This window comes from Aquimarina sp. EL_43, assembly GCF_943422735.1.
Lineage (GTDB): Bacteria > Bacteroidota > Bacteroidia > Flavobacteriales > Flavobacteriaceae > Aquimarina > Aquimarina megaterium.
In genome coordinates, this window is record NZ_CALSBR010000001.1 from 1,790,150 (window position 1) to 1,804,392 (window position 14,243).

At 33.1% G+C, this 14,243-nt stretch carries 15 protein-coding genes; 2 read left to right on the top strand and 13 right to left on the bottom strand.

From position 1 onward, the window contains the following. Positions 1 to 88: 88 nt before the first annotated feature. Positions 89 to 1,084 (bottom strand): SPOR domain-containing protein, encoded by a 996-nt coding sequence (locus tag NNL09_RS08085; protein ID WP_196911000.1) that lies wholly within the window; start codon positions 1,082 to 1,084, stop codon positions 89 to 91. A 147-nt stretch (positions 1,085 to 1,231) separates the two neighbouring features. Here NNL09_RS08085 and dprA point away from each other — a divergent pair, with 147 nt between their 5' ends. Both dprA and NNL09_RS08095 read left to right on the top strand, forming a co-directional pair. Beyond that, positions 1,232 to 2,335: a DNA-processing protein DprA gene (gene dprA / locus NNL09_RS08090; protein WP_196910999.1), complete on the top strand. Its 1,104-nt coding sequence runs from the start codon at positions 1,232 to 1,234 to the stop codon at positions 2,333 to 2,335. Positions 2,336 to 2,418: 83 nt separating this feature from the next. Continuing rightward, positions 2,419 to 3,330, top strand: a complete 912-nt coding sequence (locus NNL09_RS08095; RefSeq protein WP_035096060.1) for a tetratricopeptide repeat protein — start codon at positions 2,419 to 2,421, stop codon at positions 3,328 to 3,330. A gap of 16 nt (positions 3,331 to 3,346) precedes the next feature. On the opposite strand, the gene NNL09_RS08100 is transcribed toward NNL09_RS08095, so the two are convergent. From NNL09_RS08100 to NNL09_RS08155, 12 genes are all read right to left on the bottom strand, one after another. Then, positions 3,347 to 4,675 carry a DUF6624 domain-containing protein gene (locus NNL09_RS08100; protein ID WP_196910998.1) on the bottom strand — a complete coding sequence of 443 codons (1,329 nt, stop codon included), beginning with the start codon at positions 4,673 to 4,675 and terminating at the stop codon, positions 3,347 to 3,349. An 80-nt stretch (positions 4,676 to 4,755) separates the two neighbouring features. Then, positions 4,756 to 5,112: a nuclear transport factor 2 family protein gene (locus NNL09_RS08105; RefSeq protein WP_196910997.1), complete on the bottom strand. Its 357-nt coding sequence runs from the start codon at positions 5,110 to 5,112 to the stop codon at positions 4,756 to 4,758. Continuing rightward, complete coding sequence (locus NNL09_RS08110) at positions 5,109 to 6,059, bottom strand: sterol desaturase family protein (RefSeq protein ID WP_196910996.1); 951 nt, start codon at positions 6,057 to 6,059, stop codon at positions 5,109 to 5,111. Before NNL09_RS08110 ends, NNL09_RS08105 begins: the two co-directional genes overlap by 4 nt. Positions 6,060 to 6,234: 175 nt before the next feature. Continuing rightward, positions 6,235 to 7,104, bottom strand: a complete 870-nt coding sequence (locus tag NNL09_RS08115) for a GyrI-like domain-containing protein (RefSeq protein ID WP_196910995.1) — start codon at positions 7,102 to 7,104, stop codon at positions 6,235 to 6,237. Positions 7,105 to 7,253: 149 nt separating this feature from the next. Beyond that, a complete protein-coding gene (locus NNL09_RS08120) occupies positions 7,254 to 8,108 on the bottom strand; it encodes a LamG domain-containing protein (protein WP_196910994.1) in 855 nt (284 codons plus the stop codon). A 52-nt stretch (positions 8,109 to 8,160) separates the two neighbouring features. Beyond that, a complete protein-coding gene (locus NNL09_RS08125; protein ID WP_025665380.1) occupies positions 8,161 to 8,748 on the bottom strand; it encodes a Crp/Fnr family transcriptional regulator in 588 nt (195 codons plus the stop codon). Between the two features lie 36 nt (positions 8,749 to 8,784). Beyond that, the gene (locus NNL09_RS08130; protein WP_196910993.1) at positions 8,785 to 9,789 is read right to left on the bottom strand and encodes a dienelactone hydrolase family protein; all 1,005 of its coding nucleotides are present in this window, start codon (positions 9,787 to 9,789) and stop codon (positions 8,785 to 8,787) included. Positions 9,790 to 9,876: 87 nt separating this feature from the next. Next, a complete protein-coding gene (locus NNL09_RS08135; protein ID WP_025665378.1) occupies positions 9,877 to 10,341 on the bottom strand; it encodes a nuclear transport factor 2 family protein in 465 nt (154 codons plus the stop codon). A gap of 247 nt (positions 10,342 to 10,588) precedes the next feature. Continuing rightward, positions 10,589 to 11,188: a hypothetical protein gene (locus tag NNL09_RS08140; protein ID WP_196910992.1), complete on the bottom strand. Its 600-nt coding sequence runs from the start codon at positions 11,186 to 11,188 to the stop codon at positions 10,589 to 10,591. A gap of 47 nt (positions 11,189 to 11,235) precedes the next feature. After that, positions 11,236 to 11,616 carry a (deoxy)nucleoside triphosphate pyrophosphohydrolase gene (locus NNL09_RS08145; RefSeq protein WP_025665375.1) on the bottom strand — a complete coding sequence of 127 codons (381 nt, stop codon included), beginning with the start codon at positions 11,614 to 11,616 and terminating at the stop codon, positions 11,236 to 11,238. A gap of 1 nt (position 11,617) precedes the next feature. After that, positions 11,618 to 12,553, bottom strand: a complete 936-nt coding sequence (locus tag NNL09_RS08150; protein ID WP_025665374.1) for an HNH endonuclease — start codon at positions 12,551 to 12,553, stop codon at positions 11,618 to 11,620. 232 nt (positions 12,554 to 12,785) lie between these two features. After that, positions 12,786 to 14,063: a serine hydrolase gene (locus NNL09_RS08155; protein ID WP_196910991.1), complete on the bottom strand. Its 1,278-nt coding sequence runs from the start codon at positions 14,061 to 14,063 to the stop codon at positions 12,786 to 12,788. Positions 14,064 to 14,243 lie beyond the last annotated feature (180 nt).

A 14,243-nucleotide genomic window follows, 5' to 3' on the forward strand; every position in this document is an offset into this window, starting at 1 on the left:
TTATGAGTATTTAAACTTCATATTACAGTATTCTGATGTGGTGACAACAAAGCACTTATAATAAATTAATCGTAGTATGATTTTTAGATTACTTTTTAATCAATAACCAGGCTTTAGAACTCTGTTCTTTTTTAATTCTGGCTAGTGCTTGTACCGCTTCAGAACGGTTTTCATAACTTTCGTATGCTACCTGGTGTAAACCATATCTGTTTACTCCAATAAGATGCGCATTAAACCCTTGCGCTTTAAGTTTTTGTACTTTACTATCTGCATTAGATGCAATTCTAAAAGCACCGGCTACAATATGAAAACTTCCTGATACAGTATTAGATATTTCAGGAGTTGTAGTAGTGTTTTCTTTGCCTTTTATAATATTAAGATTGATAGCAGGGAGTGGGTTAGAAATTTCAAAAGTAGCCTCTTGTATCCTGTTTTCAATTTCCTGATTAGCTTTTTGCCATTCCTTATTATTATAACTTACATTGGTATCACTAACTTGTTTCAAACCAAAAAAACCACCAACCCCCAATAGGATTGCTGCCACAGCTGCATATTGTAAATAAGGGCGTTCACTACGTTTTTCTGGTGTAAACGTAAGCGGAATTACTTTTTCAATAGCTTCTACATCCTCTTTATATACTTCACGCTTGATTTCAATATTCCTTTTAATTACAGGAGATGCAAACGAATGTAACCCAAAAGCTTCTGTAAGATAGTTTACCTCCTGTAAAGGTTCAAATTGTAAGGTGTTTTCTACCGAAGTATAGAACGAACCAATTTTCTCTAATTCTATACGTTGTCCGTTTGCCATCTTTTCATTAAGAGATAAAACATAACGTTGTATTTTGGCAACAGCATCTGTATATGAGATGTTTTCTGCAGAAGCAATATAATTCGCTAACAAGCCATCATTGTTTTTTAATTGGCTATTAAAAGAAATTAATTTTTGAGGAGGATAAAATGTATTAGTTCCATCTTGTATTGTAGCTGGTTGACGCCTGGTCAAAAATGCACCAAAACCTGGTAGAATTATGCATTCATATCTATATAATAGTTCGCTTATGTAGTTAGCTGTGTTATTCATTACCCCTTCTAAAAATGTGCTTTCTTTGTTAGTGAAAATTAATTATCCCAAAGGTATAAAAAAATGAAGGTCATTTAAACTCTAGCCACTGAATTTATCAACAGTTTCGTTTTTTTTTGTTTCTTGCACTGACTTACAAATTATTACATGAACATCGAAAAACTTCTCGCTTTACTTACCCTTAAAAAAGTAACCAATCTCGGGGATAGTTCTATCAAAAAATTAATACGCGAAGTCGGTGATGCAGAGGGAGTACTTACCGAAAAAACAAACAACCTGCTCAAAATTGATGGAATAGGAAAAATGAAAATCAAAGATTTGCATAATCCAGAATATCGACGAATTGCAGAAAACGAACTACAATTTATACAGGAGAATAATATCAATTGTCTGGTATATGATCAACAAGGTTATCCAGAAAGGCTGAAACATTGTATTGATGGTCCTGTAGTATTATTTAGTTCTGGGAATATTGATCTTGAGCACAAAAAGATTCTGAGTATTGTGGGGACACGACAGGTAACTCGCTATGGAGTACGGTTTTGTGAGGAATTGATAGAAACTCTCGCTCCCGTAAACCCTGTTATCGTGTCGGGTTTTGCTTATGGTGTAGATATCACAGCGCAGCGAGCAGCGGTTAAACATAATCTACAAACTATAGGTTGTTTGGCTCATGGATTAAATCAAATTTATCCTAAAGCGCATAAGAGGTATGTTCCACAGATCGAGGAAAACGGCGGGTTTTTCACAGATTTCTGGAGCACAGATACTTTTGATCGCAAAAATTTTCTGGGTCGTAATCGAATTATAGCAGGGCTTAGTGAAGCAACTGTAGTAATCGAGAGTGCCGATAAAGGAGGTTCTTTGGTAACTGCCGATATTGCTAATTCTTATAATCGGGATGTATTTGCAGTTCCTGGTAGAGCACATGATCCTTTAAGCAAAGGATGTAATATGTTGATAAAAACCCAGCGCGCCCATATGCTTACCGGTGCTGCTGATCTAATGTATATGCTTAATTGGAAACTTGATGAGAATGAACAACCCGCTGTACAGAAAAAACTATTTGTAGAGTTAGATGAACAAGAAAAGAAAATCTATAATTTTTTAACCGATAACGGAAAGGAGTTATTAGACGTTATAGCTTTACAATGTCAAATTCCTACATTTAAAACAGCTTCTGTTTTGCTTAATATGGAACTTAAAGGAGTTATAAAACCACTGCCGGGAAAATTGTTTGAAGCAGTTTGATCGTTTTCTTAATTAAAAACTCGCTCTTTTTTTGCCTTATATTTGAAAGGAAATAGAGAATTTTTTGATTTCAAAAAACACAAATGAAATTACTATCGATATCCATAGTGATACTATGTTTTTTTGCTCGTTGTACTACTAAAGTAAATAATACCATGACAGATTATCAAAAGGCTAAGAAAATTCGAGAAAAAATCGATAGAGGAGATCTAATAATTGGTTTATTAGATACCAAAGAAGTTGATGTAATGATTGATTTATATACTAAATCAGGAAATTTGGGAAATCCTGAAGGATGGTATGAATTGGGTATGGTTTATTATGTGGGCATTGGTGTTGAGCAAGATGCAGAGAAAGCAGTAACATATTTTCAATTAGCGGCCGAGTCAGGATACGGCATCGATGCATGGATAAAATATGTAAGAATAGCTTATTTTGCTAACCTCATTTCTATACCTGCTAATGATATTATTGGTTTAGTCGAAAAACTAGAAAAAGAGGACTCTAGCGGAGAATTATATTTGCTAAAAGGTTATATGTTATATCAAGGATATGCCTATCAAGAAGATTTGGAAGCTTCTTTATTAGCGCATCAGAAATCAGCCAATAAAGGAAATTCTGATGCTATGTTCGAATTGTGTATTTATTATACCCAGGGGATAGGAACAGAACAAGATCTACAAAAAGCGTTAAGTTGGTGTGTTAAAGCTGCAGAAAACAATAACACCAGAGCAATCTATAATCTGGGAACATACTATGCTACAGGATATGAAACCATACCTAAGGACACCAATATGGCCGTAAAATATTATACCAAAGCTGCTAATCTAGGTCATGGTAAAGCAGCAGGGCAATTGGCTGCAATGTATATTATGGGAGAGGAAGTTGATAAAAATGAAGAAAAAGCCAAGATATTTTATAAATTAGCTTTTGAAAATGATTTTGATGTCGATATTTTCTTTGATAGTTTAGATCTTGAAGAAATTGATATTTGAGAGTTAAAAATAGTAATTATTGACTTTTCTGAAGGAGTTCTGTAATTTCTAACCATTCCTTTTTTTGATGCCATGAAACAAATTCTGATTGTTTGGGTATTTGAAATCTACCTTCCCATTTTCGCCAGATAAGAACTTTTAGGATTTTTTTACAAATTCGTTTAGAACGTTCATTCTCGAACGGAGCAAGATACAATGACGCCTGATAAAGTTGTTCATTACTAAGTTCACCGTAAAATGATATAGCGTTTGCAATATGTGTATTTGCCGAATCAATGTTTTTCTGACCTATAAATTTTTCAAATGTTTCAAAATTTTGTTGCGCTTTTTGATGTGAGGCTGCTAATGCTATCTTAGCTTCTTCTACGCTAGGTTTTTGGTATTTGATCCCATGAAAATAAGCATATACTTCTATTGGCTCAAGAAGCCCTAATGCAACTCTTCTTCTATCTACGTTGGCAGGGTCTTTAATAGGATAAGGAGCACCTTGTGCCATACTTGCTCCATAGATTTGTTTTTGCCAGGTATCTCGAGCTATCCTATCATTAAGTTCTGCATAATGATTGGGATCCATATCTCCTTTCTTCATTGCTTTTTCAATTAGAGATAGACATTTTTGTTTAAAAAAAACATCGGGATAATGTTGTGGTATTGCCCAACTTATTTTTGCTCCATCTTCTCCAACAAGTTTATTGCCGGGCCAACCATGAATATCGATTATACTATCGAGTTTATTTTTGTTTATTTCCCATCGTTCTTCTACGGGTTTAAAGAGTAATTGGTGTTCTTCTGTAGAAGCATTGCTGTCTAAAGCTTTTGTGTTTTCTTCATATTGAGATAATGCAAGTTGATCCTGCGCCCACATTTCTTCTAATTCTTTTAATAGCTCTGGATTTTTAATAGTCCCTATATACGTTCTTCTGTTATTACTTATGGTATGTAATAGCTTATTCCATCTTAAATCGTTTCTTAGATTAGATAAATCGGGATAGGTTGCTGTTAATACAGAATCTCTAAGTCCCGCTTGTATAGCTTTATCTAATGATAAAAACGCTTCTTCATTTTTGTTTTTGGGAGCATAAACAGCTGCTGCCATAAAATAGATCTCCCAATTTTTCTTGGGCATAAGTTCTGCGGCCTCATATAGTTGATTGGCTGCTTCAATGCTTTGATTATCGTTTAAGGTTCTATATGCATTTATTAAACTACTTACCCATTTTGGATTTTGATCGTTGGTAGTGTATTCTTTATCACTAACTTTTTCGGTTTCTTTTTTAGAAGTAGTACAACCAAAAATTAGGATCAAAAAACATATATATACTGCAGATAGTGAACTATTTTTCATACTATTTATTTAAATGATGATCACAAAGAAAGGTAATGGTCATTTAAAAAAATAGAATAGAATTTGCCTTTTAGATAAGTTTAATGATAAAAAAACTGCTCTTTTACGATTTTTCCGTCACTCACTTCATATACAATGATCTCGTCGATTACTACATTATCATTGTTTACCATGATTACATCTGTGATCATTCGTATACTAAAATGGTCTTTACTCACCAATGGATCCGAAACCTCAAAATGATTCCATTTTTTTATATACAAAAGAAAACGCTTTTCTTTTTGAATCATAGCTTCTAAACCTACTACTGATTTTTCCTTAAACTTATTAGGTTCTTGATTGATTGCATCTGTAGCAAATAATTGTTGCTGAGTCTCCAAAAATTTTTTCTCCCGTAGTAATTCTACTAGCTTGTTAGCTATTGTTATAGTCGTCATGTATTGTTTTTATGGTTTTTAAAATAAGAAGGACGCCAGATAAGACTGCCAAAGATGATCTTAAATCGATCACTCCAGGTTCTGCATTGCTTTACATCTCTCCATATATTTTTGTATTCGATAAAATTGATAGTGATAGGATTATTAGAGTTTATATTTTTGGTTAATCCATAGATCACTTTTTCTTCTTCTCTCTGAAAAGTGCCAAATAGTTTATCCCATAGTATTAGTACTCCACCATAATTTTTGTCGAGGTATTTTTGATTAGAACCATGATGTACTCTATGCACAGATGGGGTATTAAATATTTCATCCAGCCAACCCAGTTTGATAATTCTTTCGGTATGTATCCATGTTTGGTATTGTGCAACAAAAATTAGTGAAACTATGGCTTGAAAAGGATTAAAACCCATTAATATCATCGGTATAAGAAAAACCCACTCGATTGCACTTTCTATAATGCTTAATCGCATGGATACAGTTAAGTTATAATCTTCAGAAGAATGATGAACACTATGGTTGGCCCATAAAATACGATGTTCATGTTCTAGCCTGTGCATCCAATAATAGGTAAAATCAGCAACCAGAAGGCTTATAACCCAAGTCCAGCCATTCATAGTAATCTCAAATGGCGATAGATGATAAAAGGGTAGGAGACAAATGATCCCGATAGCCCCAAATGTCGTTTTTTCTAATAATTGTCCGAGAAAAAATATAATAATATTGGCTCCAGTATCTTTCCATCTTCGTTCTTTGCTGGTGAAAAAATCTAAGCAAATTTCAAAAAAGATAAGGGCAATATTGATGATAAAGAAATACCCTACATAGTCTAGTATTTCTGAAGTCTGGAAAAGTAAAGTAATTTCTTCTATAGTCATTTTTGCTGTTGGTTTTCTGGTAAGAAGTATAAAAACCAAAGGAACCACAACAGGCTTAATAACCCCCAAATGGAACCTCGACCATGGTAATAATCGATAACATCTGAGAAGGTATAGAAACCAATACACCCTAAAACTCCTAAGTACCAGTATTTTTGAAACGTAAAGTTCTTCATGCTTTTTACTTATAAAACAAAAGTAATAGCAATGCTAAAGAGCTTGTTTGTTAATTTTGGACAATATGTTACTTGATAGGAATATAAATCTCGGTAAGTAATTCGTCTTGGGGAGTATCTGCTTCATCATTAAGAAAAAACTCTAGGGTAGGTTTATCTACTAATTCTAATTGTATGTCTGTCATCCAATGCGAATAAATATAATCATAGGTCACTATAGAGTCTTCATAACTGCCTTTATGAAGAAATTTAGCATATTTTTGAGGCGCTATTGTTTTGGTTCTAAACAATCCTTCTACTTCAAATTTTAATGGAGATTCTATAACAATACCTGCATTATATCTGCAATGTACACTATCGGTAATATCATTATCATCTAATATCTCTGCCATACATATGGTATCACTATCAAATACATTATTTTTTGATGCATACATTATAAGTTGTTTCCAGGTCTCTTTAATACCATCAATATCTTCAAATGTTCCTTGATAGGTAAGGTATAGAAAATCGAAACCGGGTAATTCTTCAATTTCAAAAGTAATAGGGGATTGTTGATTTACTTTTTGTGGTTCTATTGTTTTTTGAAATAATTGCCGTTTAAGCTCCTGGGTTTCTCTAAATTGAGAGGGAGAACAATTAAATTGATTTTTAAATGCTTTACTAAAAGCTGCGATATCACTATACCCAAGAAAAAAAGCGATATCAGAAATAGTGGCGTCAGAATATTTAATGTATTGTGCTGCTTTTTCTAGCTTAATTCTTTTAATGTACTTTCCGATGGTTTCATGATGTAGTGCAAGAAATATTCGATTGATGTTTCGATAGGAGTAATACGAGACCTCTTCTATATCATTGATAGTGATATCTTCTTTAAATTTTTTATCCAAAAAATCTAACAAAGATTTATACCTTTCTAGTTGCGTAGGATTACTCATATACAAACATATATATACTTTAATAAGGTTACCTTGTTATTTTTGGACAATTTCTCACACGAAAATGAAAATATAGACTCCACAGAGATACTGTAACAAGCACAGCACAAGCCTGTGAGGTCTAATAAAATCAAATCGTAATCTAATTGTTATTTTGTTGCATGTATTTTTATTTCATCCTTATTAAGAACTCTAGAAAAGACCTGTAGTTCGTCTATTGCCCCTACAAAAGGTAATTCCTGATGCGGTATAGCACCATGAAGTGTCGAACCTATAACAGATGCGTTATTGGTTTGCATAGTACTGGGGCTCCATTTATTCTTATAAGTACCATCCATCTGTACACCATCAACAAATATTTTGATGTTGTCTTTAGAAAGTGTATCTCCTTTGGTACCAGACCATACAGCGACCACACTATGCCAACCATCTGCCTTAACCGTTCCTTCTAATGTAGTAAAAGCATTTCCTTGCGTGTCTGCAAACTTAAACTTATTTGATTTTGTAATCCAAAGGACAAACTTATCATTACACGCCAAAATATGTTGATGTAAATTTAGAGTAGAAACCTTCATCCAGACTGCTACTGTAATGGGGCCATCAAGATCAAAACTTGTGTGATCGCGAAGAGCTACTATATCGGCAAGAGTAGAAAATTTACGAGCTTTGCCAGAGAGTCCCAATGTGTCTAGGTTTCTCAAAGTTTTACCATGATTTTCAAAAGGACCAAAATCTTTCAACAATCCATCACTGGTATACGTCTCAAAATCATAAGATGCCACTAGAGCATTGGCAGAGATTCCTTTCGAACCCGTCTGATTCTGGTCCGAAACTCCGGTGTATCGATGCTGCCCCATAGTGATAGAGGGAAACAGTAAAAAACTACCTATAAAAAATAGCAATAATAGACTAACCTTTTTCACGACAATACTTTTTTTAATCATAATTACAGATTTTTGCTGGGTTGTTGTTATGAGATCTGGTATATACTGTATTCGTTTCATCTTTGCTATTTTACAAATGGTCGTCGCTACAAATCATCATTTTTCATTTGATTTATATCAAATTTTTAATATGTTGTTTTCGTATTCTGCTCAATGTTTCGAGTGTAATCCCGATGTAAGAAGCGATATGTGTTAATGAAACTCTTTGGGTAATAGTGGGGTATGCAGATAAAATGTTTTGGTATTTTTGTTCTGCAGATTGAAATTGCATAGCTACAATTCTAGCTTGTAATTTTAGCATGGTTCTGGTAGCGACTCTGTTCGTTAATCGTTCAAAATCATGATACTTATCCGACAATTTCATTATATAATCTCTAGATATGACCAGTAGTGTAGTTTCTTCTAATACTTCGATAAAATGTGGACTTGGTATATTTTGAAAAAAACTATTTATAGCGCAGATAAAATCATTTTCAAATGCAAACCAATCGGTAATATCTTTTCCGTTATTTAAGTAGAAAGCTCTGGAGCATCCTTTAACAATGAAATAAGCTTTATCAGAATATTGCCCTTCTTTAACTAATATTTCTCCTTTTTCTAATACTAATACTTTAGAATATTTAGAGAACTCCAATTTGCATTCATCATTTAAAAAAGCATACTTCTCACAAATTATGTTTATGATTTCTTCCTTGTTCATTAAAAAGGTTTTGTCGCCATTGCTAGTATACGTTTTTTATTCTGTTTTATCAACCCAATTTAGAAAATCCAGGAAAACATCATTCCAATGTTCTTCAAACTTTCCGTTTTCTATTTCTTTTCCAAATCCGTGATCTAAATCGGGATACACTTTAAAAGTAAGGTTGTCTTTTTGATGCCTTATAAATTCGATTGGTATTAAGTAAGCCGATTCTAAAGCGACAGCTTGGTCTTTTGTCCCGATGGCAGCATATATCGGTTTGTTAATTTGTAATAAATTTTCAACGGGTGGTTCAGAAAAATGACTCCATCGTTTATAACTATTATCATCTCCTTGCCAAAATTTATCGGTTGCATTGGGATTAGACATGATATTTCTTAAGTCGTTAAATAAGGAATCTATTTTTACTTGAGCTTGCTGCTCTGTCAAATTTCCTTTATCCACATCTTTTCTAATAAAAGTTACAAAATCAATAAATTGTGTATTTCCTCCACCAGACCAATATCCGAAATGCGTTATTTTTTTATTTATGGTTCCGAGTTTTGCGGCAACATCACTCCCTTCAGAATGTCCGAGTACGATTATTTTATCAATTTGTTTGTTGTATTTATCATATAAGTCGTTAATCACTACATCTGCTTGATTTGCTCTATAGGTAAGAGTTTGATTTTCAAAGTATGATTTGGGAACAGGAAAAGGTTTGTCTTTTTCGGTTACAAACGGAAATCCTTTACGCGAGATCACCACAAATAAATAATGATCCGGGATTGTGGCAAAATCAAAGGGCACAGTTGTTCTAATAGACATACTTCCTTCTCTTTTTTGTATTTGATACAAGGACTTTGCCCTTGAGCCCTGAAGATATATAAACAAAGTATTGATAGAATCAATGTTTTGTTTACTGTATGTATGGTAGTTTATAGTATCATTTTCTGTTATTACCGAATGATGCTTGTAGCTGTTTAGTATATTATTTTTTTGTGCAAATACTATCAAATTACTTGTTAATAGTAGTATAGTCAATAATAGGTTCTGTCTCATTCTCTATAGTAATTTCTGTTAAAAATGTATCCCAATGATTACTATAGGTATGGTAGCAAGGCAAAATGTTACTTTGTTTTTAGATTTTTATTGCGTAATTCCGAAGCCCCAGGTAATACTAGTGATTTTCCATTTACCATTAGCCTTATGTAGCGTCATCAATTTATATTCCGGAAGCTTGGTTCGAAATTGGTCTAATCGAAGTCGAGCTAACGCAAGCTTATCATAAATTTCAATACTCAATAATTCCTCTTTATAATTAGGATCTGCGTTATCAGAATCCAATCGAAAAATACTTTCTGAATATTCTCCATCTTTGTTGACATATCTGTAAGCACCCTTTTCGTGCATCGAGAGTTTTTTATGTTTGATACTTCCTGTATGATCACCGATATAAAAATTCTTAATTGTCTTAATTATAGCTTGACGGTCGGATAAATCTATTTCTAAAGCGGATTCCTTAGAATTTTTCTCTGTTTTTTGTGCAGACAAAGAAGAGGTAAATAGGATAAGAATAAATAAGGGTAAGAATAATTGAAATGATTGTTTCATGACTAAGATTGATTATATGAATTTTTCTAAAGATTTTATTTATTATGGGTTGGTCAAAATGAAGCACAACGCTAAATATATGTGTTGTGGCAGGGCAAAACGTTACTTTGTTTTTCGATTTTTCTGCGTATTGTTGGCTAACTTTTGCCTTTTGCAAGTATTGCGCCTTACCAAAAATAAGAAGATAATCTGTTTAACTATCGAGTAGCTATGAGTTCATGAATGGTGTTGTGTTATATTTTTGTTTTTAACCAATCCAAATTCGTAATTCCCTATTTGGGATTTGTTTTTCGAATAACCTTGTAATTATCAAGTTTGATGGTCTTACTTTTAAACTCTTCTGATTTTTAAATTCGATAATATAATTTCCCCTTTCAGGAATATCTAAAACCATTATTTTTTTGGCTCTTTGACCTGATTCATAAGATTGAAATCTCCAATTTGTTACTTCTGGATTAATGATTTTTCCATTCTCCATATTTTTTAATGTGAATGTAAAATTACCAATCGAGACATCCCAACCACCAATAACTTTTACACTATATATTCCTAATGGTAATTCTATTGCTTTACCCGAATCGTAAATATTAATTGGGAATCGAATTTCTAAATATCTTAGATCGGTTCTTATTATCTCAATATTTTCAGGAACTTCATTTCTTAATATGAATCCAGAAATTTTATTGTCAGGTGTACGTTGGTTATAGTTACTTTTTATGTATGGTCTGGCCCCATCTCCTGGTTGGAATTCCGTTTGTAAGTATTCAACTTCCTCAGTATCCAATTCGCGAACTGTTCCATTATTTTCTACATAAACAAATTCAAATTCTTCTTTTTTAGTCTCCAATAGAATATAGTTTTGATTTAAATATGTGATTTATTCCAATGTTGTAGCTAGTTTTTTGTGATTAATTTTATTAAAGGTACATCGGCAGGCGCCATCTTGAAGTTTATTAGTTCTTCAGGATTAACCCACTTGTATTTATCATGATCAATTAGCGTTAAAGAAGCTTCTTTGAAAACACAATTGAAGGCTAGCAACTTAATTGTTACATTGGGGTACACATGTGTATTATAACCAACAAATTTTTGGACCAATACGATCATTCCTAGTTCTTCTCTAAGTTCACGTGCAAGTGCATCTTCTGGGTCTTCACCTAATTCTATTTTACCTCCAGGAAATTCCCAATACCCTGCAAGAGCTTTGCCTTGCTTTTTTCTAGCAATAAAAACTTTATGATCTTTATGTATAATTCCGCAAACTACCTCAAGCATATTATATCAGTATCTTTCTATGTCTTTTTAGAAAAGGTTTCATTTCCTCATTAACAGTAATTTTTGCACTTGCTTCAATTCCTAATCTAGCAAGATCCTCTAACTCGATTGATTTAGAAATAATCAGGGCTCCGTCATCAGAAAAAGAAATTAAGTGCTTATCAAACAAGGCGTCATAATTTGGACTTAGTAAAATCCCATTCTCGGGATCTAATCTTTCCTCTTTAGTTGATTCTTTCCAAGAAACTATGTGTGAAGCAATTAAGATTTTTGTGATATTCGAACCTGTTACGGCACATTCATAATTCCATTTTTCTAGCACTTGTTGTCTATAGTATCCCTGTCCAACTCGAGATATAACTAACCCTTTTCTCTCGGTTTTATTTGGCTTCTTAAATTTGGTCTTTAGTTTTTCACTAATTGGTTTTTTATAATTGGTTTTAAATGCACCCCTTCTTCCAACATCTCCTGGTTTCCAGTTGTACAGTTCTTTTAAGCTTTCATTTTGGGTTTCATATTGGAAATCTGTGCTCTGGAAAGTTATGTGCACAGGATAACTAGAGGTTTCATCATGACTGAAGTATTTCAATTCACCGCAATAAATGAAAGGTTGGGTTTTTCCTTTGAGTTTGTCTGAAACTCTTGCCATTAGGTGCACATCTACTTTTTGGTTATATATTGCTTGGATCCTATCGCTTTCAAATGATTGCTTGTTTTGGCTATCCCATTCAAAATAGTCGTCGTCAAAAAAATCGTTGTAATGAAGTTGTTTTTCCTTTTTCTTCTTATCTAAAGTAACAAAAAGAATTGTCGTATTTCGATTATCGCAGTAAAGTAACCCAACCTGTAATGCCGCAGCCTTAGGTTCGTTTATAAGATCTGATAGTTCTACTTTATTATAACCATGACCAATTTGTAGTTTATCAATTATTGCCATAATGGTTTTTAAATTTCATTTTTCACGTATTAAAATACTGGGTATTCAATTAACTACAACAATATAATAAAGAATGCGGTTATGTTTACTTGATAAATGTAATTACTATTATTGAGTATAAAAAACCCGCTCGATTTTGATGTTAGAATTGGGGACAATAACATAAAATCATTAGTATGAGTTTATTAAAATACTACCATATTGTGTTTTTAATCTAAAACCTGGGAAATGGTTATACATAGGACACGTTATTACCTGTAGTTGTTTTTCTATTCTTATTCTTTTTTCTGATCATCATTAGGGATAAAAAAATGATAACTACGTATCCAACTATCAACAAAGTTAATATGTATGATGTATTACGCTGCATTACAACGTAGTCAGCAATTCCGGTTTTCCAAAAAATCCATTCATCTGCGATTGAGGATGCTATATTCCAGTTTCCGGTTTCTAAAATGATTATTCCAGATTTAGATTTTAGGTCAATTCGCGCAGCAGTATTGATCGCATTATTTCCGCTTCCATCGTGACCTATAATAGTTGATTTTGTGTCGTTTTGGCTGTATAAATGAGGACCTAATCCATAGACTCCAATGGTATTAATAAATGTTTCGGCTGTACTCATGGTTAGCATGGTCTCTTTAGAAAGAACATTATTCTCTGCTACATTAGCTTTTAGAAATTTTGATATATCTGCCGTAGTGGTATACAATCCTGCTGCCGCAAGAGCAGTGAACTTATTCATTTTCCTGGTTGTACCATCGACTTTATAAACTTTTGCCAATTGCAGATTAGATGTATCTTGATATTCAAAAGTAGAATGCTTCATATTTAAAGGTTCAAAAACCTCTTTTTTCATATAGTCTTTAAAAGATTGACCGCTAATTTCTTCAATCAGTAATTGCAGTATGGTATAGCCAGCCCCCGAGTACATATACTTCCTCCCAGGTTCGTAACCAACTATCGCTATACCTTCTGAGTATTCGGTATCTGCGGCTTTAGTCAAGGATTCTTCGATGGTTTGTACAGTCTCATTTTCTGCAAAACCTGCATAACCAAGGTCGTCGATTAAGCCAGACGAATGTGATAATAACCTTCTAGTAGTTACTTTTTTATTGTCAAATTCACTTTGGGGTAGATGCCATCTTGTAAGGTAATCATCAACAGGTTTGTCTAAATCCAGTTTTCCTTGCTCTACTAATTTTAAAACCCCAAAAGATGTAACCCATTTGCTAATCGAAGCGACTGGGAAAACCGTGTTTTCATCTACAGGTTGATCAATAGCGTAAAAGAAATTTTTTGAAACGTTTCCATTCTCTATCAATGTCATTGCATAATTACCAACGAACTCATTTTCTATTTTTTCTTTGGTTGCCTCGATAAATGCCTCAGAAGTATGTTTAGAAGTAATGGGTCGTAATAAAAAACCATCTATAAATCCATAACCGATAAAGGCTGTCCAAATTAGAATTGCAAGAATTACAAGTGCTATCTGCTTAAATTTTCTCATTGTTTTTTTAGGTTAAATACATCTATTTGTAGATACCTAAAAATACTCCCATTTAACTTTTGCTAAATAATAAAACGACCGATAACAAGATTTTTAACCGATTCTACCAGATTAGATCATTGGTTAGTATATTAATTATTTGGTAAAGTGAGATACTATTTTAAAAGCGTTCTGTTTTTT

Excerpts from the sequence above, each read along its gene's own strand:
- NNL09_RS08115 (WP_196910995.1), bottom strand. The coding sequence starts at position 7,104 with ATGAGTAATCCTACGCAACTAGAAAGGTATAAATCTTTGTTAGATTTT.
- dprA (WP_196910999.1), top strand. The coding sequence starts at position 1,232 with ATGAACATCGAAAAACTTCTCGCTTTACTTACCCTTAAAAAAGTAACC.
- NNL09_RS08095 (WP_035096060.1), top strand. The coding sequence starts at position 2,419 with ATGAAATTACTATCGATATCCATAGTGATACTATGTTTTTTTGCTCGT.
- NNL09_RS08135 (WP_025665378.1), bottom strand. The coding sequence starts at position 10,341 with ATGAAACAATCATTTCAATTATTCTTACCCTTATTTATTCTTATCCTA.
- NNL09_RS08125 (WP_025665380.1), bottom strand. The coding sequence starts at position 8,748 with ATGAACAAGGAAGAAATCATAAACATAATTTGTGAGAAGTATGCTTTT.
- NNL09_RS08105 (WP_196910997.1), bottom strand. The coding sequence starts at position 5,112 with ATGACGACTATAACAATAGCTAACAAGCTAGTAGAATTACTACGGGAG.
- NNL09_RS08100 (WP_196910998.1), bottom strand. The coding sequence starts at position 4,675 with ATGAAAAATAGTTCACTATCTGCAGTATATATATGTTTTTTGATCCTA.
- NNL09_RS08145 (WP_025665375.1), bottom strand. The coding sequence starts at position 11,616 with ATGCTTGAGGTAGTTTGCGGAATTATACATAAAGATCATAAAGTTTTT.
- NNL09_RS08130 (WP_196910993.1), bottom strand. The coding sequence starts at position 9,789 with ATGAGACAGAACCTATTATTGACTATACTACTATTAACAAGTAATTTG.
- NNL09_RS08085 (WP_196911000.1), bottom strand. The coding sequence starts at position 1,084 with ATGAATAACACAGCTAACTACATAAGCGAACTATTATATAGATATGAA.
- NNL09_RS08120 (WP_196910994.1), bottom strand. The coding sequence starts at position 8,108 with ATGAAACGAATACAGTATATACCAGATCTCATAACAACAACCCAGCAA.
- NNL09_RS08155 (WP_196910991.1), bottom strand. The coding sequence starts at position 14,063 with ATGAGAAAATTTAAGCAGATAGCACTTGTAATTCTTGCAATTCTAATT.
- NNL09_RS08150 (WP_025665374.1), bottom strand. The coding sequence starts at position 12,553 with ATGGCAATAATTGATAAACTACAAATTGGTCATGGTTATAATAAAGTA.